Below are 24,353 nucleotides of genomic sequence, written 5' to 3' on the forward strand. Positions count from 1 at the left end.
GTCGCCACCGATTCCGGCTTCGGCGCGACGCCATCGTGACCACCCGCCGACTCCCGCGTCGACAGGGGGAGATCAGCGGTAGAGGGAGAACTGCGGGGGGCGGCGGTTGAGGGTCCAGTCGCCGACCTCGCGGGCCTTGTAGTCCACCGGGTCGTGGACAGTGTGCGTGCGCAGGTTGCGCCAATGCCGGTCGAAGCCGTAGGCGCTGGTCGTCGCCCGCGCGCCCTGGATCTCGAACAGCCGGCTGGTGGCGGCCAGGGACACCGTCGTGGTCAGGTACTTGGCCTCGTAGATGGCGACGGCCGCCTCGGCGCGCTCGTCCTCGGTGAGCGCCGGGCCGATGTTCAGCGCGGACCGCAGCGCCTCGCCGGCCCGGTCGGCGAGCAGGGCCGCGGCGCGGATCTCGCTGCGGATCTCCCCGACGGTGCGCAGGATGTACGGGTCGTCGGTGGCGCGTTCGACCCCGGAGGACTCCCATGGCGCGCCATGCCCGCGCACCCAGTCGAGGGCCTCGGCCAGGGCGCCCTCGGCGGTGCCGATGTAGAAGTTGACGAACGCCAGCTGCCAGTGCGGGGTGACCAGCGTCTGGTACGCCGACGGGACCCGCCCGGTCAGCGGATCGTCACCGAGGACCTCGGACCGCTCGACCCGGGCATCCTCGAAGACGACGCCGCCGGAGTCGGTGAGCCGCTGGCCGATGTTGTCCCAGTCACCGAGCGCGCGGAACCCGCGCCGGCCGGCCGGCAGCGAGACGAACGCCAGCTCGCCGTCGAGAGCGGCGGTGACCGAAAGCTGGTCGCCGAGGCTCGCGCCCGACGCGAACGAGCGGCGGCCGTTCAGCCGGAACCCGTCGCCGTCTCGGGTCAGCACCAGGTCGGAGCCACCCCGCGGGTTCTGCACGCCACCCCAGAACAGCTTCTCGGCGGCGTTGCGCCGGGACTGGGCGTCGGCCTGCGCGGGTATGCCGAACAGCGGAGCGATCCGGGTCTGGGCGTAGTGGTAGCCGAGCAGGTGGGCGATGGACGTGTCGCCGCGGGCGATGCGCCGGGTGAGCTGGGCTGCCTGGGCGTAGTCGAGGCCGTCACCGCCGTAGGCGACCGGCTCCTGGACCTGCAGCAGGTCGGCCGCGCGCAGCAGTTCGACCTCGGGCCGTGGGGTGCGATTGGCCCGGTCCCGGTCGGCGGCGGTCGCCCGCAGCTCGGCGGCCACCTCGTCGGCGCGGCGCAGCGCGGCGGCGAACCGGACCTCGTTGCCGCCAGGTGCCGTGCCGGCGGAGTCGGTGGAAGTGGGCGCCGCAGCCAGTGTGGGGGTAGGGATAGGGGGCGAAGTGGGCTGCTGGTCGGTGTGCGGCGACATCAGGATTCCTCCGAATGAGGTTGGGCTGATCAGGGACGCGGCGGAGATCGGGCGTGGGAACACAGGGCGCTGTCGGTGCGGCGGTAGTCGACGTGTCGTCGTCGCACCAGCCGCCGACGTCGGCGCAGCGGACGGGAGGGGGACACGGTCAGGACGCGCCGACCACGAGCTGGTCGCCGCGCCGGGCGGCGTCGTCCGCCTCGAGCTCTCGGACCAGCGTTGACATCCTCTCCGCCCTGCAGGGTGGAGATTCCAGCCTGCTACGCCGCTGTGGGCGTGAGCTTCTGGCGGGTTCCCGTTTCGCGGCGCGGTGCCGGCATGGGTGCCGGTCTTACCTGCGCTCCACGGGCGTTTACGGTCTCCGCCTGTCCGGCGGTGACCTTGCGTCCTTCGGCCCTGATGTTCCGGGCCGCGTTGACGTCCCGGTCGTGGACGGTGCCGCAGGCCAGGCAGGTCCACCCCCGGACGGCCAGCGGCTTCGGCCCGTCCTTCACCCCGCAGGCCGAGCACACCCGCGACGACGGGAAGAACCTGTCGACGCAGGCGAACGTCCTGCCGTACCGGGCGGCCTTGTACTCCAGCATGCCGACGAACTGGGACCAGCCCGCGTCGTGCACCGACCGGGCCATCCGGGTCCGGCCGAGACCGGTGACACACAGATCCTCGACGTAGACCGCTTGGTTGTCGCGGATGATCGCCGTGGAGAGTTTGTGCTGCCAGTCCCGCCGGGCGTCGGCCACCCGGGCGTGTGCGCGGGCCACCGTGACGACGGCTTTCCTTCGGTTGCTGCTGCCTTTCTTCTTGCGGCACAGTTCTTTCTGCAACCTGCGCAGCGTGCGGTGCGCGCGGCGCAGGAACTTCGGCGACGTGACCTTCGTGCCGTCCGAGAGGACCGCGAAGTGCGTCAGACCCAGATCGATACCCGTGTCGGACTCGACCGGCGGCCACGCCTCGTCCGTCGTCCGCACGACGAACGAGGCGAAGTACCTGCCCGCCGCGTCCCGGATCACGGTCACCGACGAAGGCGCGGCGGGCAGGTCCCGCGACCAGCGCACCGCCACGTCCCCGATCTTCGGGAGGCGCAGCTTCCGCCCCGCCGTGACCGTGAAGCGGGCGTTCTTCGTGAACCGGACCGCCTGCCGGTTGTCCTTCCGTGACCGGAACCGGGGCGGGGAGACCTTCCGGCCCTTCCGCTTTCCGGACAGGGAGGAGAAGAAGTTCCGGTAGGCGGTGTTCAGGTCGGCCAGCGCCTGCTGGAGCACCACGGCGGACACCTCGCCGAGCCACTCCCGCTCCGGGGTCCGCTTCGCCTCGGTGATGACCCGGCGGGACAGTTCCCCGTCCGAGAGGTAGGGCAGCCCGGCCGTACGGGCGTCCTGCCGCAGCCTCAGCGCGTCGTTGAACACGACCCGGGCACAGCCGAACACCCGGGACAACGCCGCGATCTGACCCGGCGACGGGTCGAGACGGTAGTTGTACCGAAGCTGCACACCACCATTCTACACTTGGTCTATGGCTCCCGACCTCGACGTTCGAACTGGCAGGCACTGTGTTTTCGTCCTGCACGCCCACTTGGTTTTCGTGACGAAATACCGGCACCGTGTGTTCACCGATCGGCACCTGACCCGACTGGAGGAGATCATGCGGGCGGTGTGCGCCGACTTCGAGGTCGAACTGGTTGAGTTCAACGGCGAAGGCGACCACGTCCACCTCCTCGTCAACTTCCCGCCCAAGGTCGCCTTGTCGAAGCTCGTCAACAGCCTCAAAGGCGTGTCGTCCCGCCGGATGCGCCAGGAGTTCCCCGACCTCGCCCGCCACTACTGGCGGGCCAGCCGGCTCTGGTCCGGGTCCTACTTCGCCGGTTCCGTCGACGGAGCGCCACTGTCAGTCCTCCGCCAGTACATCGACCAGCAGCAACGCCCGATCTAGAACACGCTCAGGCCGCGAGGCGGCCTTCCCACGCCGGCCTTCACCCCCGGCCTGAAGGCCGGAGCACTGGCCCGCATTTCGGGTAGCGGACCTGGCTGAGCGCGTAGTCGAAGCCGTTGTTCTCGGCGAGAACAGCGAGTTGCCGGTTGTAGTCGTAGCCCCAGTCGGTGCGCTGCTCGATACGGCTGACCACCAGGCCGCCGCTGACATTCGGCACCCAGTAGGCGAACCTCACCGGCTCGGCGCCGACCTCGGCGTCCTCGGACATTCGCGATAACCTCCATAGAATCAGGTTCCATCGGGCTCGACGGACAGTCCGGCCACGCCCGCACCGCCTCCGACCGACGCGCGCCGGAAATCGGGGGTGCCAACGCAGCCCGGATGACGACGAATACCCGGGTGACGAGGGACGGCAGGATGACGACGGAGGCACAGCGGGACGGCGAATGCAGCTGCCGTGGGCGACCCGGACCGCCCCCGAAAGCCGAAAGAAAACCGGATATGGCGGTGACGGACACAGTACGGATGATCGCGCGGACCTACATCGCTGGCCGCGATTGGCACCGACGGCCCGAGCGCCGACCTGCCCTCAACCTGGCGGCGCGGGCAGCCCGCGGCGCGGGCACGCCAACCGGCCGGGCCAGGCCGCCACGAACGGACCCGCCAGTCAGGCAGTCGGACAGACCGTGGCCCCCGCCCGGGGACAACAGCCACGGTGACGCAGGGCGGTGGCGCCGCCGGCACACATATCGACGGAGGGCCGGCGCTCGGCAATCCCTATAATTCCCATCGACATGATGAAGAGTCTCCCCCGGTCCGAGCAGCCGGTCAATCAGGGCTCGGCGAGGGTCCGATAGGGAAACCCTCGCACTCGGACCGGATCCGGCCCGCGGGCAGGGATGGTCCGACAGGGTGGGTGTCGTGCGGATCGAGCAGCTTGAGTGCCTCGCGGCCATCGTCCGGCTCGGGTCTATGCGGGCGGCGAGCGAGTCGCTGCACATGTCGCAGCCGGCACTGTCCGAGACCATCCGTAACCTGGAACGTGAGCTCGGGCTGACCCTGCTCGACCGCCGTCGCACCGGTGCGACGATCAGCGCGACCGGCGCCGAGCTGCTGCCACACATCACGGAGGTGCTCGAGGCCGTCGACCGCCTGCGCGCCGCCGCCGACGACCAGCACCGCTCCAGCCAGATGGTCCGCGTCGGCACGGTGAACGCCGCCACCGTCCCGCTGCTCGCTCCCGCCCTGCGCGAGTTCCGCGCGGCCCAGCCGAACACGCAGGTCGAGGTCGTCAACACCCAGCAGGCCGACATCCACCGCCAGCTCCTGGACGGTGGCCTGGATCTGGGTCTGGTCAACCTGATGGAGGGCGATGACGTCGCCCCGGACCTGGAGACCGTCGAGCTGGTCCGCGGCGCCGCGGTGCTGTGCTGCCGCGCCGACAGCCCGCTCGCCGCCCGGGACAGCATCCGCCCGCGGGACCTGCTCACCGAGCCGTTCATCGCGATGCGCGCCGGCTACGTGATGCACCGCTACGTCCATCGGCTGCTGCGCGACGCGAACCCGGCACTGTCCTACTCGACCGACGGAGCCGAGATGGGCAAGCTGATGGTCGCCCAGGGCCTCGGCGTGACCGTGTTCCCCGACTACAGCGTCGTCGGCGACCCCCTGGAGCAGTGCGGGCTGATCACCTACCGACCGCTCGAGTCGGATGACGCCACCGTTCTGCTCGTCCTGCAGCGCCGCCGCACCCGCCGCCTGCCCGTCGCCGTCCGCCGCCTGGAGCAGATCCTCATCACCCTGGCCGCCGACTACCGCACCCGCCGTTCCCGTCAGGCCGGCTGACGCCCACCGTCCGAGACGGTCGACGTACCGCGGTAGTGCGCCGGTCGGCCACGGGTCCTACGTTTCGGACGCGGTTCCGGTGGGGCGACGAGGCGGGGGCCGATGCGTTCCATCGCGAGGACGAACTCCATCGGCGGGCTGCCAGGCAGAGTGAGCTCGCAGATGAGATCGTCGGCGCCGAGGCGAAGGCGCTGGATCGTGGTGATCGGGCGCCCCGCGATCCGGGCCTGGTACGGAAGCGTCCACACGCCGATGCTGTCGATCACGCCCGTGTAGCGCAGATCGTCGATGAATCCGAACGCGGCGGTGAGCATCAGCCGCATCGACGCCCGGCCGCGGAAGCGGTATCGGCCGACGTTCGGCGGCACCACCCGCACCTCGTCGGCCAGGCAGGCAGCGGCGGCGACGGCGTCGCGATCCTCGGTCGCGGCCTGCCACGCCGTGATCATGTCACGAGCGGCAGCCTGGGACCGGCCACCGCCGCTCACGGCGGACCGCTCGGTGGGACGGCGCGGCCGGACATCTGGCGCGGGCCGAGGTCGAGGAGTTGTTCGATGAAACCGCCGATGCGGCGGGGGATGTCGACGAGGTGGATCTCGAGGATCCAGTGGCAGCGGCGGCCGTCGTGGTCGAGGCGGCGCATGGGCTGGTCGCTGCCCGGCGTCACGTAGTACTCGACCTTGTTGCCGGGGATGCGGGCGTGCGGGAACTCGCCGACCAGATGGCCGGCGATCGGGCCGCCGAACGTCCAGCCGGCCGCCTCGGCCAGCCGCCCGGCCTCGGCGAACAGCTCGGCGCCGGTGACATCGGGATGGGCGTCGAAGTAGGCGCGTCCGGCGTCGAAGAGGCGGGGCAGGTCGGCGAGCAGGCGGTGCTTCACCGGGTCGTCACCCAGAACGAACGTGCGGCCGAAGTCGGCCTCCCAGTTCTCGAAGACCGGGCCGAAGTCGAGGAAGACAATGTCGTCCTCGACGATCGTGCGGTCGGGCGGGTTGTCGGCGTAGGGATGCAGGGTGTTGGGCCCGGCGCGGACGATCCGCTTGTGCCAGTGCCGCTCGACGCCGAACATGTCCGCCGCAAGGTCCCGGATCAGATCGCTGACCTGGCGTTCGGTGCGTCCCGGGGCGACCAGCGCGCGGGCGCCGACCTCATCGAACAGCGCCTGCGCCCGCTCCTGCGCGTCCAGCAGGCGGGCAACCCGGTCAGCTTCGGACTCCACAGTGACCCATCGTAGGTGGCCCGCCGTCGGCAGACGTCCGAGCAGCCGCGAGAATGACCACGACCTGCGCCGACCGAGTGTCCGGCTCGGATGGCACCACATCCGAGCCGGGTGGGAGCAGCAGAAGGGACGCCGCGCCGGATGGACGCCTCGACCAGCTTCGACCACGCCGCCCGCACGGACCAGGCGGAGGAGGACGCACTCGTCGCCGCCGCGCGGGCGGGTGACGCCGAGGCGTTCCGGCGGCTGGTCACGCCATCGCAGCCGCGGCTGCGGGCGCACTGCTACCGGATGCTCGGCTCGCTGTTCGACGCCGAGGACGCGTTGCAGGACACCCTGGTCAAGGCCTGGCAGGGCCTCGACGGGTTCGACGGTCGGGCTCGGATCGGCACCTGGCTGCACCGGATCGCGACGACGACCTGCCTGAACGCCCTGCGCAGCCGGTCACGCCGCGCGCTGCCCGTCGACACCGGTTTCCGGGCGTCCGGGCCGTCGGACGCCGCCGGCACGCCGATCGCCGAGTCGGCGTGGCTCGAGCCGTTCCCCGACTCGGCGCTGGGGCTGGGGCTGGGCCACGGCGGCGTCGGTCCGAACGCCGAGCCGGACCCACAGGACACCTACGAGCTGCGCGAAAGCGTGGAGTTGGCGCTGGTCGCGGCCTGGCAGCACCTGCCGGCCAACCAGCGGGCGGCGCTCATCCTCACCGACGTGCTCGGCTACCCGGCACGGGACGCGGCGTCCCTGCTCGAGACGACGACCGGCGCGCTCAACAGCGCCCTGCAGCGGGCCCGAGCGCTCGTCGCCGAGAAGGTGCCAGCGCAGTCGCAGCAGGCCACGCGGCGCCAGATCGGCGACGCGACGATCGGCGCGGCCGTCGAACGCTTCCGCACGGCGATGGACGCCGCCGACGTCGACGCCGTCATCGACCTGCTACGGGCAGACGCCACCTGGTCGATGCCGCCGCAGCCGGCGTGGTTCCGCGGGCACGCGGCGATCGCCACCTTCCTCGCCGCCAACCCGTTCCACTACTTCCGCTGGCGCAGCCTGCTGACCTGGGCGAACGGCCAGCCGGCGCTGGCCGCCTACTCGGTACTCGCCACCGAGCCACCGGGCACCCCCTACCTCCCCCACGCCATCAACGTGCTCACCTTCGACACCGGCGGCGGGTCCGCGGGCACCAGGACCGGGGGTGACGGGCCCGGCGACGGCGGCCGGATCATCGAGGTCACGACCTTCCTCGACGTCACCCGCCGCGGCGTCACCGGCCCGGACTTCCGCGCCTTCACCGCCACCGGCCTGTTCACCCGCTTCGGCCTCCCTGCCTCCCTCCCGGACTGACCCTCAGACCCGATCCGTGACATCCGGCAGCCGCTCCCCCACACCGCCGCCCACCGGACGGCGAGCCTTCGCCGGGACGCGGCCGAGGACGGCGCCGGCGCCAGGGGCGGGGGCGGGCTGGGTTGGTTCTTGTTGGTCGGGCTTGGTGGGGTGGATGGGGCGGGGCGGGGTGGCGCCGCGTAGAAGGGAAGACATGCCGGCCAGGGCGCCGAGGGCGGCGGCGACGCCGAAGACGATCAGTAGGCCGTGGTGGAACGGGCCGGCCAGTAGCTGGGGGAAGAAGGCGTGGCCACTCACGGTCGCCTGGTGGGCGGCCGGCACCGCGGACAGGCCGCCGTCATCGGCCAGCAGGTGCTCGACCGGGTTCACCCCGAGCACGGTCGCGAACAGCGAGGCCACCGGCGGCAGCGAGCTCGCGTGATGCGCCACGGACGCCGAGACTCCCTGGTCGCGCAGCCCGTCATACAGCGAGCTCGGCAGGGTCGCCGCGAGGCCCGCGATCATCAGCGAGAAGAACACGCCGATGGACAGCGCGGTGCCCGAGTTCTGGAACGTCGCCCGCATCCCGGAGGCCGCACCGCGCTGCTCGGCCGGCACCGAGCCCATGATCGCGGACGAGTTCGGCGCGGAGAACATCCCGGCGCCGATCCCGTTCGCCGCGATGAGCAGCGCGAACGTCCAGTAGGAGAAGCTGACCGGCAGCAGCATCAGGCCGAGGAAACTCGCCGAGAACACCGCCATCCCGGACGTGGCGATGCCCCGGGCGCCGAACCGGTCGGACAGGTAGCCCGCGAGCGGCCCGGCCAGCAGGACGCCGACGGTCAGCGGCAGCAGATAGATGCCCGCCCACAGCGGCGTGTCGTCGTAGTCGTATCCGTGCAGGGGCAGCCAGATCCCCTGCAACCACATGATCATCATGAACTGCAGGCCGCCGCGGGCGATCGCCACTGCCAGGCCCGCGAGGTTACCGGTGGTGAACGCCCGGGAGCGGAACAGCCCGAGCTGGAACATCGGGTCGGGATGCCGGCGTTCGATGCCGACGAACGCCGCCAGCAGCGCCAGTCCCCCGCCGAGCAGGGCGAGGACCGCCGGGTTCGTCCATCCCATGGCGTGCCCGTGGTAAGGCTGCAGGCCGAGGGTGACGGCGATGAGCACCGCGGACAGACCCACCGCGAACGTGATGTTGCCCCACCAGTCGATGCGCGGACGGATCGTGCGCCGTGGCGGCGCGGTCTCCTTGAGCCGCAGGTATGCCCAGAGCGTTCCGAACACGCCGACCGGAACGTTGACCCAGAACACCGCCCGCCAGTCCAGCACCGCGAGCAGACCGCCGGCGACCAGGCCGACGAACTGCCCGGCGAGCGCCGCCACCTGGTTCACCCCGAGCGCGAAGCCACGCTGCTCGGCCGGGAACGCGTCGGTGAGGATCGCCGCCGAGTTCGCCGTCAACATCGAGCCGCCGACCGCCTGGAGCAGCCGCCAGCCGATCAGCCATAACGCCCCGTGACCACCGCCGAACGGATCGAACGACAGCAGGATGGATGCCGCGGTGAACACCGCGAACCCCAGGTTGTAGATCCGCACCCGGCCGAACAGGTCCCCGAGCCGGCCGAGCGCCACGACCAGCACCGCCTGGACCAGGCGATACCCCATGATCATCCACAGTAGGTAGCCGACGTTACCCGGGGCCAGTGGGTCCAGGTGGATGCCGCGGAAGATCGGTGGCAGCGCGATGAGGACGATCGACCCGTCCAGCGCCGACATGAACACCGCCGCCGTGGTGTTCGACAGCGCCACCCACCGGTAGCGACTGTCGGTAGCGGCCGGTCCGCGGGATCCGCGCCCCCTGCCGGGACGACCGGGGCCTCGTTCCGCCGCCCGGGCGCTGGCCGCCATCAGAGCTTCTCCGCGAGCCTGGTGAGCAGCGGCACGGCGGCGGCAAGCCGCTCGAGTTCGGCCGAGGTGAACCCCGCCAGCACGTCGGCGATGAGGTCGGTGCGCGCGTCCCGCCGGCTGTTCAGCGCCGCGAGCCCCGCCTCGGTCGCCGAGAGGATCACCTGCCGGCCGTCGGAGGGATCCCGGCGCCGTTCGAGGTAACCGCGGGCCTCCAGGCTGCCCAGGGTGGCACCCATCGCCTGCGGGCTGATCTGCTCCTGGCGGGCCAGCGCCGCCGAGGTCGCCGGGCCGCCGCGGTCGAGCCGGGCCAGCGCCGCCGACTCGGGAATCGTCAGCCCGCCCGTCGGCGACACCTGCCGAATCCGCCGGATCAGTATCCCCACGCTCAGGCGTAGCGCCAGAGCCAGCCGCCGGACGTCGGCCACCTCGGCTGTCTCAGCCGTCTCGGCCGCAGCTGCCGTGCTGGCCACATGAGGTGGATCTGCCGTCTCGGCCGCGGCTGCCACGCCAGCCGTCGCTTGCGCATCTCCCGAGAACATATCTTCAGCCTAGGTTGATAAACCTAGGCTGACAACTTGTCGGCAACGGACGGCGACGGGAGGCGGAGGACAGCGGACGGCAGGAGGTCGACTATCCCCGGGGGGCCTGGTAGGGATCGCGGGCCTGGTACGGACGTCGGGTCGCGTGCGGGGCCCGCGTCTCGTCGAGGACCCGGGCGAGCAGGTCGGCGGCGAACAGGTCCATCGGCGGAACCTGGTCGGGTGGCAGCAGGCCGTGCTCGCGGACCAGCCGGGTCACCCGCGCGGCGAGCAGGGTGTGCCGCACCGAGGCGAACAGCAGATACCTGTCGAGGTCCTCCAACGGCCGGCCGAGTAGCTGCGCGTAACGCTCGACGGTTGCCTCCCGGTCGGGCAGCCCGGAAAGGCGCGTCACCCCGACCCCCTCACTGAGATGGCGATCCAGGTGTAGGTACCAGGCCAGATCGGACTCGGGCTGGCCAAGCGCCGCCATCTCCCAGTCGAGCACCGCCGCGACGCGCTCATCCTGGAAGATCAGATTGCCGATCCGCGCGTCCCCCCACAGCAGCCTGGCCGGATGGCGTTCCGCCGGCGGATGCGCCCGCAGCCACGCGAAGGCCGCTCGCAGCGTCGCGGCCGTGTCGTCCGCCGGGGCGAAGAAGTCCAGGTGACCCTCGTACACGTCCAGCTGGCCCAACAGGCCGCGAAGCGGTACCTCGGGCCCCGGTCCCTGCTCCCGCTGCCGCGGCAGCTGCGCGCCCAGCCCCGATGCCGACCCCGGCTCCAGCTCCGGCTCCAGCTCCGGGCCCGGCTGCGTGCTCGGCTCGGCCTGGGCGCCCGTCCTCGTTCCCGGCTCCGCCCGTGCCTGCGCCACGTTCTTCCCGTCCACCCCGCCGCCGTCCATCCCGCCGGCGACCGTCTGGCCGCCGACCGCCTGGCCGGCGGATGCCTGGCTGACGAACACGTCATCGATGAACTCGAGGCCGAGCTCGGCCGGGTCCAGTCGGTGCAACCGGGTCATGGCAGCGAGCCCCGCGTCCCAGATTCGGGCCCGGGCGTCGAGCGACAGGTCCGACGGAAATCCGCCCATGTGGTACGGCGGGATATCCGGTGGAACCTGTCCGTCCACGAAGCCCATCACCAGGAACGGCGCCCCCAGCACGGCCGGATCGAGCTCGTAGCCGTGGACGGGCGGCACCGGGATATCGGTGTGCTGGGCGAGGATCTCGACCAACCGGCATTCCTCGGCGAACCTGGCCCAGGGGTAGAGCCGGTAGCGGCCCGGTGCGAAGCGAACCATCAAAGGCCACGCGGTCCGCTCGCCATCCGCCCCGATCTGGTAGGCCGTGACCCGCACCATTTCAGCGGACAGCCCCTGCTCACGCGGCGTCTCCGGTTCCCCCAACTCCCAGCGCACCGCGGGCGGTACGGCCGGGCCCCCTGCGCCGGGTGGATGGTCGGCAAGCCAGGCGGCCAGCCGGGCGCGTAGGAGTTCCGGGTCGAGCTGCGACGGGACGGCCACCACGGCCACCTTTCCTCGGGAACGTGCCGACCCGACCCGATCCGCGTGAGCCGGGTGGAGCGGTCACGCGCCGTCGGATACCCACCGCCGGATGCGCCCACTGTCAGACAGGCAAACGCAGACAGACACACGCAGACAGACAGGCACACGGCCGGCAAGGCGGTCGGACGGACAGGCGGAGCCGGGCGACCGGCCCGGTCAGGTGCGGTCCTGCACCTCGCGGACGACACGGTCGATGTGCTCGGTGTGCTTGTGGTCAGTACGGTCGTCGATCACGTCACCGAGCTTGTCGACCGCATTATCGATCTTGTCATCGTGCTTCTCGGCCAGATCACCCAGCTTGTCAAACGCGCCCTTGAAGTCAACCATCGAACGCCCCCTCCGTCGGAACACCTGCCCACCCACGTGCCCGGTACGGACGCGGGTGTCATCTCCAGCGCTGCTGTCCAGCACGATACCGATCTCACGGTTGGCTTCGCGGGGAAAGCTGCCGGGTCGCGCCGTCGGCGGAGTCAGGCCGGCTCGTCGTGGACGATCCGCCGGGCGACGGTCGCAAGCTGCTGCTGCTCGGCCTGCGGGACGCGCTCGAGCAGCGTGCGGACCCGCGCGGCGACGTCCCGGTAGGTGCGCATCGCGACCGCGGTGCCCTCATCGGTCAGTGTCACCTCGGTGGCGCGTCGATCATGGGCGGCGCGTGAACGGACGACCAGGCCACGGCGTTCGAGCCGATCGGTGAGGTTGCTCAGGTTCGGCTTCTCCACATGCAGGAGCCGGCCGAGCTCCGTCATCCCGACCGCCCCACGGACGATCACCGCGCAGAGCAGCTCGACCTGCTGCTGGCTGAGACCGTGGCCGCGACCCGCGTCGGCGAACAGGTGCAGGACGTGGTGCGACAGGTCGACCAGCGCCTCGGCGAGGCCAGCGTCCTGGGAGCGCACCTCGGCACCGCGGTCCCGGTCTCGCCGTAGCAGACAGACGGGGGCGGCGCACGGCCATGCTCAGTACCCAGTTGGTTCGCAGCAACGGGGCACCATTCAGCGGAAAGAAAGTCACGGTCCGTGACGAAAACCCTCGGGCCGCCATAGTTCAAGATTCAAACAGGTCGCCGTGGGGGCATTCGCGTCCGATTTGCCCCCCACGACGACCTGTTTAACGGGATCTTGCTCGACAGCTCACTCCGGGGCGTAGCGATCGCGCGGCGGTCGATCGCTGGGGCAGAACGGCCGGCGTTCGGCGCGAGGCGTCGGCGCGGGACAGGGCGTCGGCGAGGCGCGGGCGCGGGCGCGGGACAGGGCATCAGCGCGAGAGGAGTGTCAGCGCAGGTCGTCGGCGCCGGCCCGGGCGGCCTCGATGTCGGTGGTGGCGCCGCCGGATTCCCGTGCGAGGACATCGGCGGCTCGTCGGTCCGCGGACGTCTGGCCGGCGACCTGACGGGCCGCCTCGCCATCCCGCAGTCCTGCACCGGCCGGACGGGTAGTGCCGCCGGAACGGGTGGAGCCGCCGGAACGGGTGGAGCCGCCGTCGCGTGCCGGGCGGACGTGCGTGACGATGGCCGCGCAGAACGCCTCGAGGTCGTCCGGACGCCGGCTGCTGATCAGGGTGTTCGGCCCGGAATCGTCGACGACGACCTCCTCGTCAACCCAGTCGGCGCCGGCGTTACGCAGGTCGGTGCGCACGCTCGGCCAGCTGGTGATCCGCCGCCCGCGCACCGCGTCGGCCTCGACGAGCGTCCACGGACCGTGGCAGATCACCGCGACCGGCCGGCCCGCGTCGAAGAACGCCCGACTGAACCGGACGGCATCGGGCCGGGTGCGCAGCTGATCGGGGTTGGCGACGCCTCCGGGCAGGACCAGCGCGTCGAAGTCGGCGGGATCGGCCGCCTCGACGGTGATGTCGACACCGAACTGGTCGGCCCGGTCGAGATGGTCATACGCCTGGATCTGCCCGGGTTGGGTGGACACGAGCACCGGCTCACCGCCGGCATCGCGGACGGCGTCCCAGGGCCTGGTGAGTTCAGCCTGCTCGACGCCTTCCGGCGCGACCAGAAAGGCAACCCGGGTTCCCGCGAGGTCGTGTGCCATGAGTGTGTTCTCCCTCCACATCGAGGACAGCGGTGCCTGCCCGCGACCAAGCCCCCGTGGACGAAGCGGGTCTGGCCCGCCAAGTCCGTGGGCTGCCCGAGGCCCGCGGCGGTGATGCGTGACCCGTGATCCGCGCTCGGCCTCCGCTCGCGTCTGCTTCGTCACAAGCTGTCGAAGCTCACCGGAAGATCACTGGGGACCCTCGTCCGGACCACTGCGGGCACTCCGCGCGGGCCCGTCCTCACCGCCATCAACTCCGCGGCCATCTGGGCGGCATCGCCCTGTCGCCCATCGCCTGCCCGCCGCACTGTCCGTTACGCGGATCGCCGCCAAAATCCGCGGAATCGCACCCGAACCATCGGCGAATCTCACTCTTCGCATCCGCATTCTGACGCAGAGCCGCACGATGCGGCGGGGGGCGGGGGGCGGGCCGCACATGGTACGCAATGCCACGCCTTCTTGCCTGTCAGGACAAGGACGTATCCCGGCGCATGGGCAACTTATGACGGCCACATACTATTTCGTTCCAACCCGGGCAGCACGATCCTGCGTCGCCGCCGTAGTCGCACCCCCATTCGTGTCCGGCATACCCGAGGAGGCCTCCGATAGACCGCTACGAGCTCATCGACCTGACTCGACGGGCACTCAAAGTCGCAACGGACCGGACAACGGACATGACGGCGTCGGAACGTCGCCTGCCGGCCAGCGCGTACACGGACAGCGAGCGCTTCGAGCAAGAGCGGGAACTGGTTCGGCGCGCTCCGCAGCTTGTCGGATATCGGTCCGAACTGCCGACACCAGGCAGCTACTGCACCAAGACCGTCATGGACGTTCCCGTGCTGATGACCCGGGGCTCCGACGGCCAGGTCCGGGCCTTCCAGAACGTCTGCGCGCACCGTGCGGCCCCGGTCGCCCAGGGCTGCGGCGAGGCGGAGCGGTTCGTCTGCCCGTTCCACGCCTGGACCTACGACAACCTCGGTCGGTATGTCGGCGGCCCTGGTCGGGAGGGTTTCCCGACCGCGCTGACCCCCGGCGCCGGGCTGACCGAGCTGCCCGCGGCCGAGTACGCCGGCTTCCTCTGGGTGGGCCTGCGCCCGCAGGACGGCCCGCTCGACATCGCGTCGCACCTCGGCGAACTCGGGCCCGAGCTCGCCTCCTGGAACGTCGGAAGCTGGTCGTCGGTCGGCGAGAAGTCGCTTGACGCACCGATCAACTGGAAGCTGGCACTGGACACCTTCGCGGAGAACTACCATTTCGCGACCGTCCACCGGGACACCTTCGGTAGCTTCGCCCGCAGCAACTGCGCCCTGTTCGACGCGTATGGTCCGCATCATCGGCTGGTGTTCCCGCTGCGGAACATCACGGACATCGCCGATCAGCCGGAGGACAGCTGGCAGCCGCTGAACCATCTGGTGGTCATCTACGCGTTGTTCCCGAACATCGTTCTGTCCTGCACGGTCGCCAACGGCGAAGTGTTTCGCGTCTACCCCGGACAGACGCCGGGACAGTCGATCACCTACCACCAGAACGCCACCCCGATGGACCTCACCGACGAGGCGATGCGTATCGGTGCCGGCGAGATCTTCGACTACGCCCACATCTCGGTCCGGGACGAGGACTACAAACTCGCCGCTGAGATCCAGCGAGCGCTGGCCTCCGGCGCCCGCCCCGAGCTGGTCTTCGGCCGTAACGAGCCTGGCCTGCACCACCGGCACGGCGCCGTCGACGCGGCCCTCGGCGCGGCGCCGGGCGTCTGACCGCCCCGCGCGGGCGGGCCACCCCCTGCGCCCGCCCGCGCCGCGGACAGTATCGGCGGTGTGCTCGACACAGGCCGGTAACGAAAACGCACTACCGTGCGTGGCTGGGCTGAGGAGGGGCCGATGGCAGACCGTGGATCATCCGCCGACGCGGGGATCGTCCCCGTCGTCGACATCTCGTCCTGGGTTCGGCCGGACGGCAACCGCACCGGCCACGAAACCAGCCGCGGCGACGGTACCGCCCAGCACCACACTCGCGGCTCGGACGAAGGCCAGGCGGCCAGGCGGGAGGCCATGGCAGACGCCGGCGAGGCCATCTCGCGCAATGCCAGCCCACCGCACGACCTGGCGCGGGAGGCCGTGGCGCGGGATCTTGACGAGGTGTGTCGGACGGTGGGGTTCGCGCAGATCGTCGGGCATGGGGTGCCGGCGGATCTGATCGCCGAGATGCTGGCCGTCACCGCCGAGTTCTTCGATCTCCCGCCGGAGGAGAAGCTCGCGCTGCGACCGCCTCGGCCGGAGGTGAACCGGGGCTACGCGCCGCTGGGCAGTGAGGCGCTGGCATACAGCCTGGGCGCCGAGCAGTCGCTCCCGGACCTGTTCGAGGCGTTCAACATCGGTGTCGACAGCTGGCCGGCCGGTGATCCGTACTACGAGGCCGAGGCGCACCGGATGTTCGCGCCGAACCTGTGGCCGGCGCGGCCCGAGCGGATGCGGACGGTGTGGACGGCGTACTTCGACGCGCTCGCCGCGCTCGCGAGCCGGCTGATGGCCGCGTTCGCCCATGCCCTGGACCTACCAGCGGACTTCTTCGCCGCCCGCACCGGACGGGCACCGAACGTGATGCGGGCCAACCGCTACCTGCGCCAGCCCGGCTCCCCCGACCCGGCGCCGGGCCAGTTGCGGATGGGGGCCCACACGGACTACGGCGCCTGTACCATCCTGCTCGCCGACGACGTGGACGGTCTGGAGATCCTTGGCCCGGACGGGGCATGGCATCCGGTGCGCCCGGCGCCGGGGGCGTTCGTCGTCAACATCGGGGACCTGCTGGCCCGCTGGACCAACGACCGGTGGCGCTCCACGCTGCACCGGGTCGTCCCCCCACCCGTGGCCGAGCGCGGGCCGGCGCTGCGCCGCTCGATCGCGTTCTTCCACGAGGGCAATCACGACGCGATCGTCGACTGCCTGCCGACGTGCGTTTCGGGCGACAACCCGGCCCGTTACCCGGCCGAGACCGTCGCCAACCATCTGTTGGCCAAGCTTCTCGGCCCGCGCACCCTGTCCACGTCCGCCGCGACGTCCACCACGACCGGCCGGGCCAGCACCTGACCCCCGCCCTGGATCCCGCCGACACCCCACCCCGATTGCCCGGCGCTGGGCTCTCGGCCCCCGTCCCCGCTCGCCCGGTACCAGGGGTGGCCACTGTCGGTCCATCGGCTTTCGGGCACGCCGACCCTTCATGATCGTACCGATTGGCGTCACTTATCCCGCCGCGGCCACGGTGGGCCGAGCCGGTGCCACCGGGGCGTAGCGTGCGGGCATGGCTTCCGTACCCACCGCACCCGTTGTCGCGGCCGGTCTCGTCGGCGGATATTCCGTCGCCCGACTCAGCGGGCGACGGCCCCTCGGCGGGGTCGTGCTCGCCGCGGCCGGCGCCGTGTGCGGGCGTTCCTGGCTGCGCACCCGCGGGCCTGCCCTCACCGGCGTGCTGCTTGGCACCTACCTGACCGCCTTCGGAGCGTCCCATCCCCTGGCAAAGAAGCTCGGTGCCTGGCCGTCCGTACTCACGGTCACCGCCGCCGCGGCGGCCGCCTCCCACCTACTCGCCGACCGTCCGGACGCCCGGGCCAGCTCCACCGGGACCTGAACTCGCCCACGTCTGACCAGCCTGGCCCGGGTCCTGAGCGACCCGACCGATAGCGACCTGGCCCATCCGGACCAGAACCAATGGCAACGAACCGGCCGCCGGGATGGTTGCGCCTTCCCGGCGGCCGACTGACGAACACAGCGGCAAGGGGGCCCGGTGGGGCCACCCGTGCGGGGGTGGCCCCACCGCTGGCGCGGTCTGTGTCGGATACCCCCCAGGTGCGGGGCCGACCACAGCTCGCGCCGGTACCGAACCGCTCAGAGGCCGGTACCGAACCGCTCAGAGGCCGGTGCCGAACCGCTCAGAGGCCGGTGCCGACCGTTGCGGTCACCGCACGTAGAAGATCGCCGAGGCGGTCCCAGGCGACCCGGGCCTCGGCGACGTGTTGCTCGTTCGGCGGCCCCGAGGCCAGCAACTGGACGGTCTTCAGCGCCGCGTAGAGGTAGAGCGGGCGGCCTCGCCAGATGGTCAGCAGCGGATACGTCTCGTCGAGCGCGCGGTGGACGACCCGGCGCAGCGGGATGTCGGGGCTGCGCTGGCCAACGTCCATCCGGTGCAGGATGGTCACGGCCGCATCGATCTCGTCCATGTCCGGGGTCCAGATCCCGGCCGTCAAGGCCTGCGCCGCCTCGTTGTAGGCATCCGCCGCAGCCACCACCGGGTACCCGCCGCCGTGGTGCACGGGGGGCGGAGCCCAGTCGTCGTCATCATCGGTCACCCGACCACCGTCCCTGACAACCACGGCCGCGGGACCAACAGTGGTCAGCTCCATAGCGACACCCCTGGCACCCACGTGCCAGTTTCCTCCTTCCGGCACCGGCTACGAGGACGACGGACAACCAGCCCCATCCGGTAGGCAGCCCACCCCTGACCCGCCCGACCCGACCAGCCAAGCCCGGTCCGACCACGCCCGCCTATGGCTTTCCTCGCCGATCATGATGGTCCATCACAGCAGACCGGCCGGTTCCCGTCTGATCCCCGGTCGGGCTCGGACCACGTCCGACGTCCTCGGCGGCACGCGCACCGTCCGACGTGCCCGGTGGCCGGTGGCCGCCGGTGGCCGGTGGCCGCCGGTGGCCGGTGCCCGGTGGCGCACGATGCCCCTGCCGTCACCGTCAGCTCCGGTCGTCACGACCAGCGAGCACTGTCCCCACCGCCGACCCGCTACCGCCCTCCTCGCCGCTGCTGCGCGCGACGGCGGCTCGGCCCCGGAAAACCTCCGTGTCGCTTCTACCGGGTTACGAAGGGACAAATCGGGCAGATTGCCCGGTAGAAGCGACATCCCCGCGCACCAGCAACGGCACCCATCACGGACAGCGAGATTCACCGGGTGAACCCGGCCGCGAGCCGGACATCCACGAGAAAACAACCTAGCCCGACCCGGCAGCCCAGGCCCGATCCGACCGGTGAGCCTGGCGCGTCGGCTGGGAGCATCGTCGGTATGCGACCAAGCCGGCGAATGTTACTGATCACCGGAGCGGCCACGACGGCCTGCGCTGCCCTGAGCGATGTCGCGATCGCCGGATGCGCCTCCACCTCGGCCCCGGTCGCCGGCACCACCGGCACCACCGGATCGCCGCCCGCCGGCAGCGGGACACAGGCCTCAGCGGACACTCGGGCGGGGCGTACGCAGCGGGCGGCGTCGGGGCCGGCGGTGGTGACCGCGACCTCGTTCGCCAGTGCGGCGCGGGGGCGGCAGGTGTCGATGGTGGTCGTGGCTCCGGCCGGTGGAGCGCGTGACCTGCCGGTCTGCCTGGTGCTGCACGGGCGCGGCGACGACGCCCGCGGTTCGGTCGGGCTGCTCGGACTCGACACGCTACTGCCGGCGGCGATCCGCGCGGGTGTCGCGCCGTTCGTGCTGGTGACGCTGGATGGGGGCACTGCCTACTGGCACCGGCGCGCCTCCGGCGACGACCCGGAGGCGATGATCCTCGACGAGGTCCGGCCCCGGCTGGCCGCCGCGGGGATGCGCGCCGAAAGGATTGCGGCGCTCGGCTGGTCCATGGGCGGCTACGGTGCGCTCCTGCTCGCCCGGCGCCACCCCGACCTGGTCGTCGCCGCGGCGGCGAGCAGCCCGGCCATGTGGCATACCTACGCCGCCAGCGCCCCCGGCGCCTTCGACTCGTCCGCCGACTTCGCCGCCCACCGCGTCCTCGGCGCCGGGCCCGCACCAGGCGTTGCCTACCGCATCGACTGCGGCAGCTCCGACCCGTTCGCCGCCGTCTCCCGCGAGGCGGTCACGCAGCTACGTCCCACCGAGTACAGCCTCGGCGCCGGTGGCCACACCCCCGGCTACTGGCGCTCGGTCGCCCCCGCCCAGCTCACCTTCGTCGGCACCGCCCTCGCCCGGACCCCTGGGTAACTGCGAGGCGGGCCCAACGGCGATGGGGCGGCGGTGCGGCTCGTCCGTTCTCCCTCCCGCCGGGGCGAGACGCGCGTGCCCCTGGCCCCTGGCGCCTGCGCCTGCGCCTGCGCCTGCGCCTGCGCCTGCGCCTGCGCCACGCCTAGCCAGGCGTACGCAGGGAGCGTAGGAGCAGGCGCCCAAAGCGGGTGCGGAGCAGGGCGCCGGAACCGGCAAGGGCAGCCGCCATGGCGATGGCGAGGTCGGCGGGCGAGCCGTCGCCGAGGACCTGCAGCACCGCGAACGCGGCACCGAATGGCAGACCGACGACGGTGAGCACGCCGAGGGCGGCACTGACGTACTGACCTTCCTGGGCCTGGGCGATCCGGTTGAGGTCGACGATCTCGCCGAGCACCGCCTCGAACCGTTCGGGCAGACGGTGCTGTTCCTGGTATGCGGTGAGGATGTCATTGGCCGGGCCGTGGGAGCTTGCGTCCCGCAGCCAGTAGATGCTGCGGAAGCGGGCGGTGCGCTCCTCAAGCGCGGCGAGGTGGCGGGGCAGGTCATCGGCGTCGAATGCCCGGGCCGCATCATCGATCATCTGGGTGATGCTGCCGTGCTGCACCATTCCGATGACGAGAGCGTCCACATAGGTGGTGTGCGTGTAGAGCTGCGCGAAGCCGAAGAACGGGTCGGCGGGTCCAACGTCCGGACGCAGGCCGAGGAAGGCGGCGCCGTCCCGCGTGATCAGGCCGCGCCAGTCGGCGGAGAGAACGACCCGCCCGGCCAGAAGCCGGTCGGCATGTTCGGGGTCAGGTGGGTAATCGACGCCGGCTGTCCGGGAGGCCAGGTGCCACAGCCACGTGTCGGCCGCGCTCCAGGATCCTGTTCGGGTGGCGCCGACGGGCAGCGGAACCTGACCGTCCGGGAATTCGCCGTTCAGGTACTCGTCGCCCGGCAGCGTGGTGAACGCGACGGTGAATGCTCGTGCCGCCGGGGTCAGGCAGGCCCAGGCGGGTAACAGACCAGCGAAATCGGGTGGGTTGATCTGGCTCGCTCGGCGGCCGGCGACCGCCCGCAGGAGATCGAGACTACCGATCCCACTGATTGACACCCGCACGTGGAAGATCGCAAATGCCTGGTCCAGCCGTTCCGGAAAGGGCAGGACGATCTCGACACCGAAGATCCCGTAGTCCGCTCCCGCCGGGAGCAGGTCGCTACGGGGAATGATGCCGCCCCCATCCCCGGTCGGGGCGCCTTCGCCCGCAGAAATGTGACAGTGCCAGCGCCTCGGCCCCTCGGCAGTTCCGTAGAGGATGCGGGCACAGGCCGCACTGAAATAGCTGCCGCGGGCTGCGGCGGTGGCCTGCACCTCCTGCCAGCGCAGCGGCAGAGGGCCGACCGGCCAGTCAGGTGGGCCGGTGATCCGGGCAGGGAACAACGCCGCGAACGACTGTCGGGACATGCGGCCTACCGGTAGAACTCGTCGACCTCAGGCAGGTCGAGCCGGATGACGAAACGGGCGCGGCTGGTGTGTTCATCAACCTCGAACCGTACTCGTTCACCGATGATGATTGTACGGAACCCTTCGGTGACGATGTCGCTGTAATCAAAGCCATGAAGCTCGCCGCTGACATCGTCGCGCACGACATAGGTCGCCGTCACCTGGTGTGGCCCGGCGCCGAACTGCTCGCGTTCGACCATCCGGCCGAACCGTTGACCGGCCGCTACGTCTTCGGCCGGCAGGCTCGCCGTCGTATCGGTCATGGCATCTCCCGGACACAGCGGAAACCGACCGCGTTGCTGCTCCCACGTCGGACGTAGAGCGCTTTGGAGCTCACCTGAACCGCTCGATAGGGATTATCGTAGGAACCACCGCAGATGACGGCGGAGCCCAACTGATCGAACACGCTCGACGTCCACTCCCAGACGTTTCCGGCCATTCCTCGTACGCCGAACGGCGAAACATTTGCGGGATGATCGGTAACCGAGGTCGGCGCGCAGTCCCGCAGCCGCCCGGAGTCGATTTCCTGTTTCCAGACCTCGTAGGTCACCAACGGATGACCACTCCAGGCGTCGGCGCAGTTGACCGCGGCCAGGTCGAGCTCATCTCCCCACGGGAACAGCCGTCCGTCGGTGCCACGAGCAGCCGCCTCCCACTCGATGCTGGTCGGCAGTCGTTTGCCCTCGAACCGAGCAAAGGCGTAGGCGCTCCACCAGCTCACGCAGACGACGGGGTGGTCTGCATACTGCGGATCGGTGAGATATGCGGGATTACGCAATCGCTCCTGCCACGGTTCGTGGCTGTGGCCGGGCGGGGTATCCGGATGGTCCCACCGCCCGGAGCCCCGCTCGGCAACAGCTGTCAGAAACGCCCGATAACGCCGGACGGTGACGGGAAACTCGTCGAACCGCACCGGACTCTCGATCCGACGCAGCAACAGCCGGTGGCTCGGCCCAAGCAGATAGGCGCCGGCCGGAAGCACCGGCTCCACCGGCCCAGCCGGCATCGGACGGCCGGGCGTTGGCGGGTCGTCTGCCACCAGCGGATCAGCGGAGGCCGACGAGTCGGACATGAGCGGCACGGCAGCCCTCTGCCCGGGGCTCTGATATTCGGGGACCGGGGGCGGCTCGGTGCCGAGATGAGTGAGAAAAGCCCGGACCTGTTCGGTGAGGATCGGCTCGTCCAGCCCGGCAGCGGCCTCCCGACCAGCGGCGGTACGCAGAAATCGGGCGGCGAGGTACTCCTGGAAGACGGTATGCACCAGCGCGACGTCGCCGTTGCCGGCCGGCCGGAACAGCGGCGCGAGGCGAAAGTTCTCCCAGGTGACGCGTCCGTCGGTGAAACAGTCGATGCCGAGGTGGGAGCAGAGGTCAGCGAGGGTGAACACCGTGTGGTCGGCCAGGTAGGCGGGCCCGAGGTACGACTCCAGGGTGGGCCCGAGCTCGGCGAGGCCCTCGACGGCCAGGATCTGGCCGAACCGCTCGGCGACCAAGCCGGCAAGGCTGCCCGCGTCCTCGCCGATCTCCCCAGCGCCGTTGGGGAGACGGCGGCCGGTGGGAGCACTGCCGCCGGATCCGCCCCGGGCAAGGCGCCCGGTCTGCTGGGCCAGGCGCAGCTGCAGCGGTGAGACCTGGAAGGACCGCTCGCCCACCCGAAACGTCAGATCCGCCAGCCGGATCACGCTGAACCGCGGCAGATCCAGCGGATCAACGCCGCCAGCGTGCAACTGCTGCACGATACGTTCGGAAATCAGGGATGAGCTGTTGAGTAGGCGGCGGACCTCGGGCGAGTCCGCGAGAAACGAGTAGCGAGACGCGAGCACCACCGTCGACTCGGCTGACATCGCCTGCGCGACGTCCGCGAACAGATCGAGGAAAGCGGCGAGGCTCGTGCCCCGTACTGCCTCGTCGATCGCATCGAGCACGCACAGTACCGAGCCCGACCGGATCAGATACAGGAACACGTCAAAGACTCGGTTGCGGGGAACGTCCAGGTAGGGCCGCAGTACTCGGGTAACGAACTCGCCGAAGTCCTCGTCCGGCTCCTTGAGACTCATGTCGAGGTAGAAGCGGTAGCGGTGGGCCGCCGGTGGTCCACCATCGACGACCAGCCTTTTGAGTAACGTCGTCTTCCCGCTGCCCGGTCCGCCGATGACCAGGGCGTTCGCCGATGCCTCGACGAGGCGGCGCAGGATCTGGACCGCGTCCGATGCCTCCGTCACCGTCATCTCGCCGGTGCTCTGGTCGGTGGCGAGTACTTCACCGGCGATCTGGAGCGGTGCGGGCGCTGTCTGCGGCACGTCCTCCTGCTCGGGCGATGCCCGAGGCATCGGCGTTGGCCCCGGCTCTGGCGTGGCTGCGGGATAGCGTACGGTGAGGGCCGCCAGGTGCGACGGGACGTCGATGATCCGCTCGATGAAACGGTCGTAGGTGATGATTCTGATCTCGCCGTCGGCGAACGGGGCGACGGACATCGCCGGCTCGTCGTCGACCAGCAGGAACCGGGTGTGCTTGGGGAGCTGAGTGTCGAGCAGCTCGCCCCCGGTGGACGCCAGCAGTTGGTTCAGTTCGTCGAGGCTGCGGCTCAGCATGAGCTCGACATATTCGGCCTGCAAGCCCACCTGTCGGCAGAACAGCTGGTAGACGGTACTTGAGGACAGGTTGAACCGTTTGATCGCCCGGTAGCCGAGTGTGGCATACAGGCCGGCAAGAAATTCGGCCTTCCGCGCGACGAGCGGGTCGAGGTCTGGGGCGTCACCAGTAATGGCCGCGACCCCGGTGCCGGTGAACCAGTCGAGAACGTCCAGCAGGCGGCGGACAGCGAGCAGCCCGTCCTCCTCGGCGATGTCATAGCCGTCGTGCGAGGAGCGGTTGCGCAGCCGCTGAATGTCGGTGAACGCGTTGATGACACCGGTGCTACGTATATATGGTCGGCAGCCCTTGATCAGGTCGTTGAGGGCCTTGCCGTTCGGGTCGCCGGGAATCTGGTGATGCGTCCAGAGCTGCTTGAGGAGTCGTTCGGCGATCTTACCGACAAGGGAGACGGTGTTCTCCGGGTAGCCGTCGCCGAGCGACCTGATCGGCCGGGTGAAGTCCAGGCCGAGGTGCCGGGCGATCCGGTCATGTCCGTTGAGCTCGGCCTGCAGCCGACGCAAACGTTCGTCGACGGACTCGGTCACGG

General features: G+C 70.7%; 22 protein-coding genes. 7 read left to right on the top strand and 15 right to left on the bottom strand.

From position 1 onward, the window contains the following. Nucleotides 1-72: 72 nt before the first annotated feature. Nucleotides 73-1,356 (bottom strand): acyl-CoA dehydrogenase family protein, encoded by a 1,284-nt coding sequence (locus tag MXD95_RS18910; protein WP_250641995.1) that lies wholly within the window; start codon nt 1,354-1,356, stop codon nt 73-75. A gap of 260 nt (nt 1,357-1,616) precedes the next feature. After that, the gene (locus MXD95_RS18915) at nt 1,617-2,846 is read right to left on the bottom strand and encodes an RNA-guided endonuclease InsQ/TnpB family protein (protein ID WP_250641996.1); all 1,230 of its coding nucleotides are present in this window, start codon (nt 2,844-2,846) and stop codon (nt 1,617-1,619) included. 22 nt (nt 2,847-2,868) lie between these two features. On the opposite strand from MXD95_RS18915, the gene tnpA reads away from it, so the two are divergent. Continuing rightward, nucleotides 2,869-3,285 carry an IS200/IS605 family transposase gene (tnpA, locus tag MXD95_RS18920; protein WP_250641997.1) on the top strand — a complete coding sequence of 139 codons (417 nt, stop codon included), beginning with the start codon at nt 2,869-2,871 and terminating at the stop codon, nt 3,283-3,285. A 40-nt stretch (nt 3,286-3,325) separates the two neighbouring features. Here tnpA and MXD95_RS18925 read toward each other — a convergent pair whose 3' ends face one another. Next, nucleotides 3,326-3,553 (bottom strand): hypothetical protein, encoded by a 228-nt coding sequence (locus MXD95_RS18925; protein ID WP_250641998.1) that lies wholly within the window; start codon nt 3,551-3,553, stop codon nt 3,326-3,328. Between the two features lie 653 nt (nt 3,554-4,206). Here MXD95_RS18925 and MXD95_RS18930 point away from each other — a divergent pair. Beyond that, nucleotides 4,207-5,130, top strand: coding sequence for a LysR family transcriptional regulator (locus MXD95_RS18930; RefSeq protein WP_250641999.1), 924 nt, complete (start codon nt 4,207-4,209; stop codon nt 5,128-5,130). Here the strand turns inward: MXD95_RS18930 and MXD95_RS18935 are convergent. Both MXD95_RS18935 and MXD95_RS18940 read right to left on the bottom strand, forming a co-directional pair. Next, nucleotides 5,118-5,579 carry a hypothetical protein gene (locus tag MXD95_RS18935; protein ID WP_250642000.1) on the bottom strand — a complete coding sequence of 154 codons (462 nt, stop codon included), beginning with the start codon at nt 5,577-5,579 and terminating at the stop codon, nt 5,118-5,120. The genes MXD95_RS18930 and MXD95_RS18935 overlap by 13 nt on opposite strands. A gap of 35 nt (nt 5,580-5,614) precedes the next feature. Further along, nucleotides 5,615-6,349, bottom strand: a complete 735-nt coding sequence (locus MXD95_RS18940) for a M24 family metallopeptidase (RefSeq protein WP_250642001.1) — start codon at nt 6,347-6,349, stop codon at nt 5,615-5,617. 141 nt (nt 6,350-6,490) lie between these two features. Between MXD95_RS18940 and MXD95_RS18945 the strand changes: the two genes are divergently transcribed. After that, a complete protein-coding gene (locus MXD95_RS18945) occupies nt 6,491-7,687 on the top strand; it encodes an RNA polymerase subunit sigma-70 (protein ID WP_250642002.1) in 1,197 nt (398 codons plus the stop codon). A gap of 3 nt (nt 7,688-7,690) precedes the next feature. Here the strand turns inward: MXD95_RS18945 and MXD95_RS18950 are convergent, their stop codons facing one another. The 6 genes from MXD95_RS18950 to MXD95_RS18975 all read right to left on the bottom strand — a co-directional run bounded on the left by MXD95_RS18950 (nt 7,691) and on the right by MXD95_RS18975 (nt 13,704). Beyond that, nucleotides 7,691-9,583, bottom strand: coding sequence for an MFS transporter (locus MXD95_RS18950; RefSeq protein WP_250642003.1), 1,893 nt, complete (start codon nt 9,581-9,583; stop codon nt 7,691-7,693). After that, a complete protein-coding gene (locus tag MXD95_RS18955) occupies nt 9,583-10,008 on the bottom strand; it encodes a MarR family winged helix-turn-helix transcriptional regulator (protein WP_250642004.1) in 426 nt (141 codons plus the stop codon). The genes MXD95_RS18950 and MXD95_RS18955 overlap by 1 nt, the downstream gene beginning before the upstream one ends. 205 nt (nt 10,009-10,213) lie before the next feature. Continuing rightward, nucleotides 10,214-11,623: a phosphotransferase family protein gene (locus MXD95_RS18960; RefSeq protein WP_250642005.1), complete on the bottom strand. Its 1,410-nt coding sequence runs from the start codon at nt 11,621-11,623 to the stop codon at nt 10,214-10,216. A gap of 198 nt (nt 11,624-11,821) precedes the next feature. Next, nucleotides 11,822-11,992 (bottom strand): antitoxin, encoded by a 171-nt coding sequence (locus MXD95_RS18965; RefSeq protein WP_250642006.1) that lies wholly within the window; start codon nt 11,990-11,992, stop codon nt 11,822-11,824. Nucleotides 11,993-12,135: 143 nt separating this feature from the next. Next, a complete protein-coding gene (locus tag MXD95_RS18970) occupies nt 12,136-12,561 on the bottom strand; it encodes a MarR family winged helix-turn-helix transcriptional regulator (RefSeq protein ID WP_250642007.1) in 426 nt (141 codons plus the stop codon). 375 nt (nt 12,562-12,936) lie between these two features. Further along, a complete protein-coding gene (locus MXD95_RS18975) occupies nt 12,937-13,704 on the bottom strand; it encodes a type 1 glutamine amidotransferase domain-containing protein (RefSeq protein WP_250642008.1) in 768 nt (255 codons plus the stop codon). Nucleotides 13,705-14,378: 674 nt separating this feature from the next. Here MXD95_RS18975 and MXD95_RS18980 point away from each other — a divergent pair. The 3 genes from MXD95_RS18980 to MXD95_RS18990 all read left to right on the top strand — a co-directional run bounded on the left by MXD95_RS18980 (nt 14,379) and on the right by MXD95_RS18990 (nt 17,328). Then, a complete protein-coding gene (locus MXD95_RS18980; RefSeq protein ID WP_250642009.1) occupies nt 14,379-15,461 on the top strand; it encodes an aromatic ring-hydroxylating oxygenase subunit alpha in 1,083 nt (360 codons plus the stop codon). 123 nt (nt 15,462-15,584) lie between these two features. Continuing rightward, a complete protein-coding gene (locus MXD95_RS18985; RefSeq protein WP_250642010.1) occupies nt 15,585-16,790 on the top strand; it encodes an isopenicillin N synthase family dioxygenase in 1,206 nt (401 codons plus the stop codon). Nucleotides 16,791-17,001: 211 nt separating this feature from the next. Further along, entirely contained in the window at nt 17,002-17,328 is a 327-nt protein-coding gene (locus MXD95_RS18990; protein ID WP_250642011.1) for a hypothetical protein, read from the top strand. 301 nt (nt 17,329-17,629) lie between these two features. On the opposite strand, the gene MXD95_RS18995 is transcribed toward MXD95_RS18990, so the two are convergent. After that, a complete protein-coding gene (locus tag MXD95_RS18995; protein ID WP_250642012.1) occupies nt 17,630-18,046 on the bottom strand; it encodes a hypothetical protein in 417 nt (138 codons plus the stop codon). A gap of 741 nt (nt 18,047-18,787) precedes the next feature. On the opposite strand from MXD95_RS18995, the gene MXD95_RS19000 reads away from it, so the two are divergent. Continuing rightward, the gene (locus MXD95_RS19000) at nt 18,788-19,690 is read left to right on the top strand and encodes an alpha/beta hydrolase (RefSeq protein ID WP_250642013.1); all 903 of its coding nucleotides are present in this window, start codon (nt 18,788-18,790) and stop codon (nt 19,688-19,690) included. A gap of 142 nt (nt 19,691-19,832) precedes the next feature. Here MXD95_RS19000 and MXD95_RS19005 read toward each other — a convergent pair whose 3' ends face one another. Genes MXD95_RS19005 through MXD95_RS19015 form a run of 3 tightly spaced genes read right to left on the bottom strand, consistent with a single transcriptional unit; the run spans nt 19,833 to nt 24,351 of the window. Continuing rightward, nucleotides 19,833-21,134, bottom strand: coding sequence for a hypothetical protein (locus tag MXD95_RS19005; protein ID WP_250642014.1), 1,302 nt, complete (start codon nt 21,132-21,134; stop codon nt 19,833-19,835). Between the two features lie 5 nt (nt 21,135-21,139). Beyond that, complete coding sequence (locus MXD95_RS19010) at nt 21,140-21,436, bottom strand: hypothetical protein (RefSeq protein ID WP_250642015.1); 297 nt, start codon at nt 21,434-21,436, stop codon at nt 21,140-21,142. Beyond that, complete coding sequence (locus tag MXD95_RS19015; protein ID WP_250642016.1) at nt 21,433-24,351, bottom strand: SUMF1/EgtB/PvdO family nonheme iron enzyme; 2,919 nt, start codon at nt 24,349-24,351, stop codon at nt 21,433-21,435. Before MXD95_RS19015 ends, MXD95_RS19010 begins: the two co-directional genes overlap by 4 nt. Nucleotides 24,352-24,353 lie beyond the last annotated feature (2 nt).

It is taken from the genome of Frankia sp. AiPa1 (genome assembly GCF_023243075.1).
GTDB lineage: Bacteria > Actinomycetota > Actinomycetes > Frankiales > Frankiaceae > Frankia.

Bases quoted from the DNA above. Each gene is read 5' to 3' on its own strand.
- MXD95_RS18910 (WP_250641995.1), bottom strand. From the start codon at position 1,356: ATGTCGCCGCACACCGACCAGCAGCCCACTTCGCCCCCTATCCCTACC.
- tnpA (WP_250641997.1), top strand. From the start codon at position 2,869: ATGGCTCCCGACCTCGACGTTCGAACTGGCAGGCACTGTGTTTTCGTC.
- MXD95_RS18925 (WP_250641998.1), bottom strand. From the start codon at position 3,553: ATGTCCGAGGACGCCGAGGTCGGCGCCGAGCCGGTGAGGTTCGCCTAC.
- MXD95_RS18935 (WP_250642000.1), bottom strand. From the start codon at position 5,579: ATGATCACGGCGTGGCAGGCCGCGACCGAGGATCGCGACGCCGTCGCC.
- MXD95_RS18945 (WP_250642002.1), top strand. From the start codon at position 6,491: ATGGACGCCTCGACCAGCTTCGACCACGCCGCCCGCACGGACCAGGCG.
- MXD95_RS18950 (WP_250642003.1), bottom strand. From the start codon at position 9,583: ATGGCGGCCAGCGCCCGGGCGGCGGAACGAGGCCCCGGTCGTCCCGGC.
- MXD95_RS18965 (WP_250642006.1), bottom strand. From the start codon at position 11,992: ATGGTTGACTTCAAGGGCGCGTTTGACAAGCTGGGTGATCTGGCCGAG.
- MXD95_RS18975 (WP_250642008.1), bottom strand. From the start codon at position 13,704: ATGGCACACGACCTCGCGGGAACCCGGGTTGCCTTTCTGGTCGCGCCG.
- MXD95_RS18980 (WP_250642009.1), top strand. From the start codon at position 14,379: ATGACGGCGTCGGAACGTCGCCTGCCGGCCAGCGCGTACACGGACAGC.
- MXD95_RS18985 (WP_250642010.1), top strand. From the start codon at position 15,585: ATGGCAGACCGTGGATCATCCGCCGACGCGGGGATCGTCCCCGTCGTC.
- MXD95_RS18990 (WP_250642011.1), top strand. From the start codon at position 17,002: ATGGCTTCCGTACCCACCGCACCCGTTGTCGCGGCCGGTCTCGTCGGC.
- MXD95_RS19000 (WP_250642013.1), top strand. From the start codon at position 18,788: ATGTTACTGATCACCGGAGCGGCCACGACGGCCTGCGCTGCCCTGAGC.
- MXD95_RS19005 (WP_250642014.1), bottom strand. From the start codon at position 21,134: ATGTCCCGACAGTCGTTCGCGGCGTTGTTCCCTGCCCGGATCACCGGC.
- MXD95_RS19010 (WP_250642015.1), bottom strand. From the start codon at position 21,436: ATGACCGATACGACGGCGAGCCTGCCGGCCGAAGACGTAGCGGCCGGT.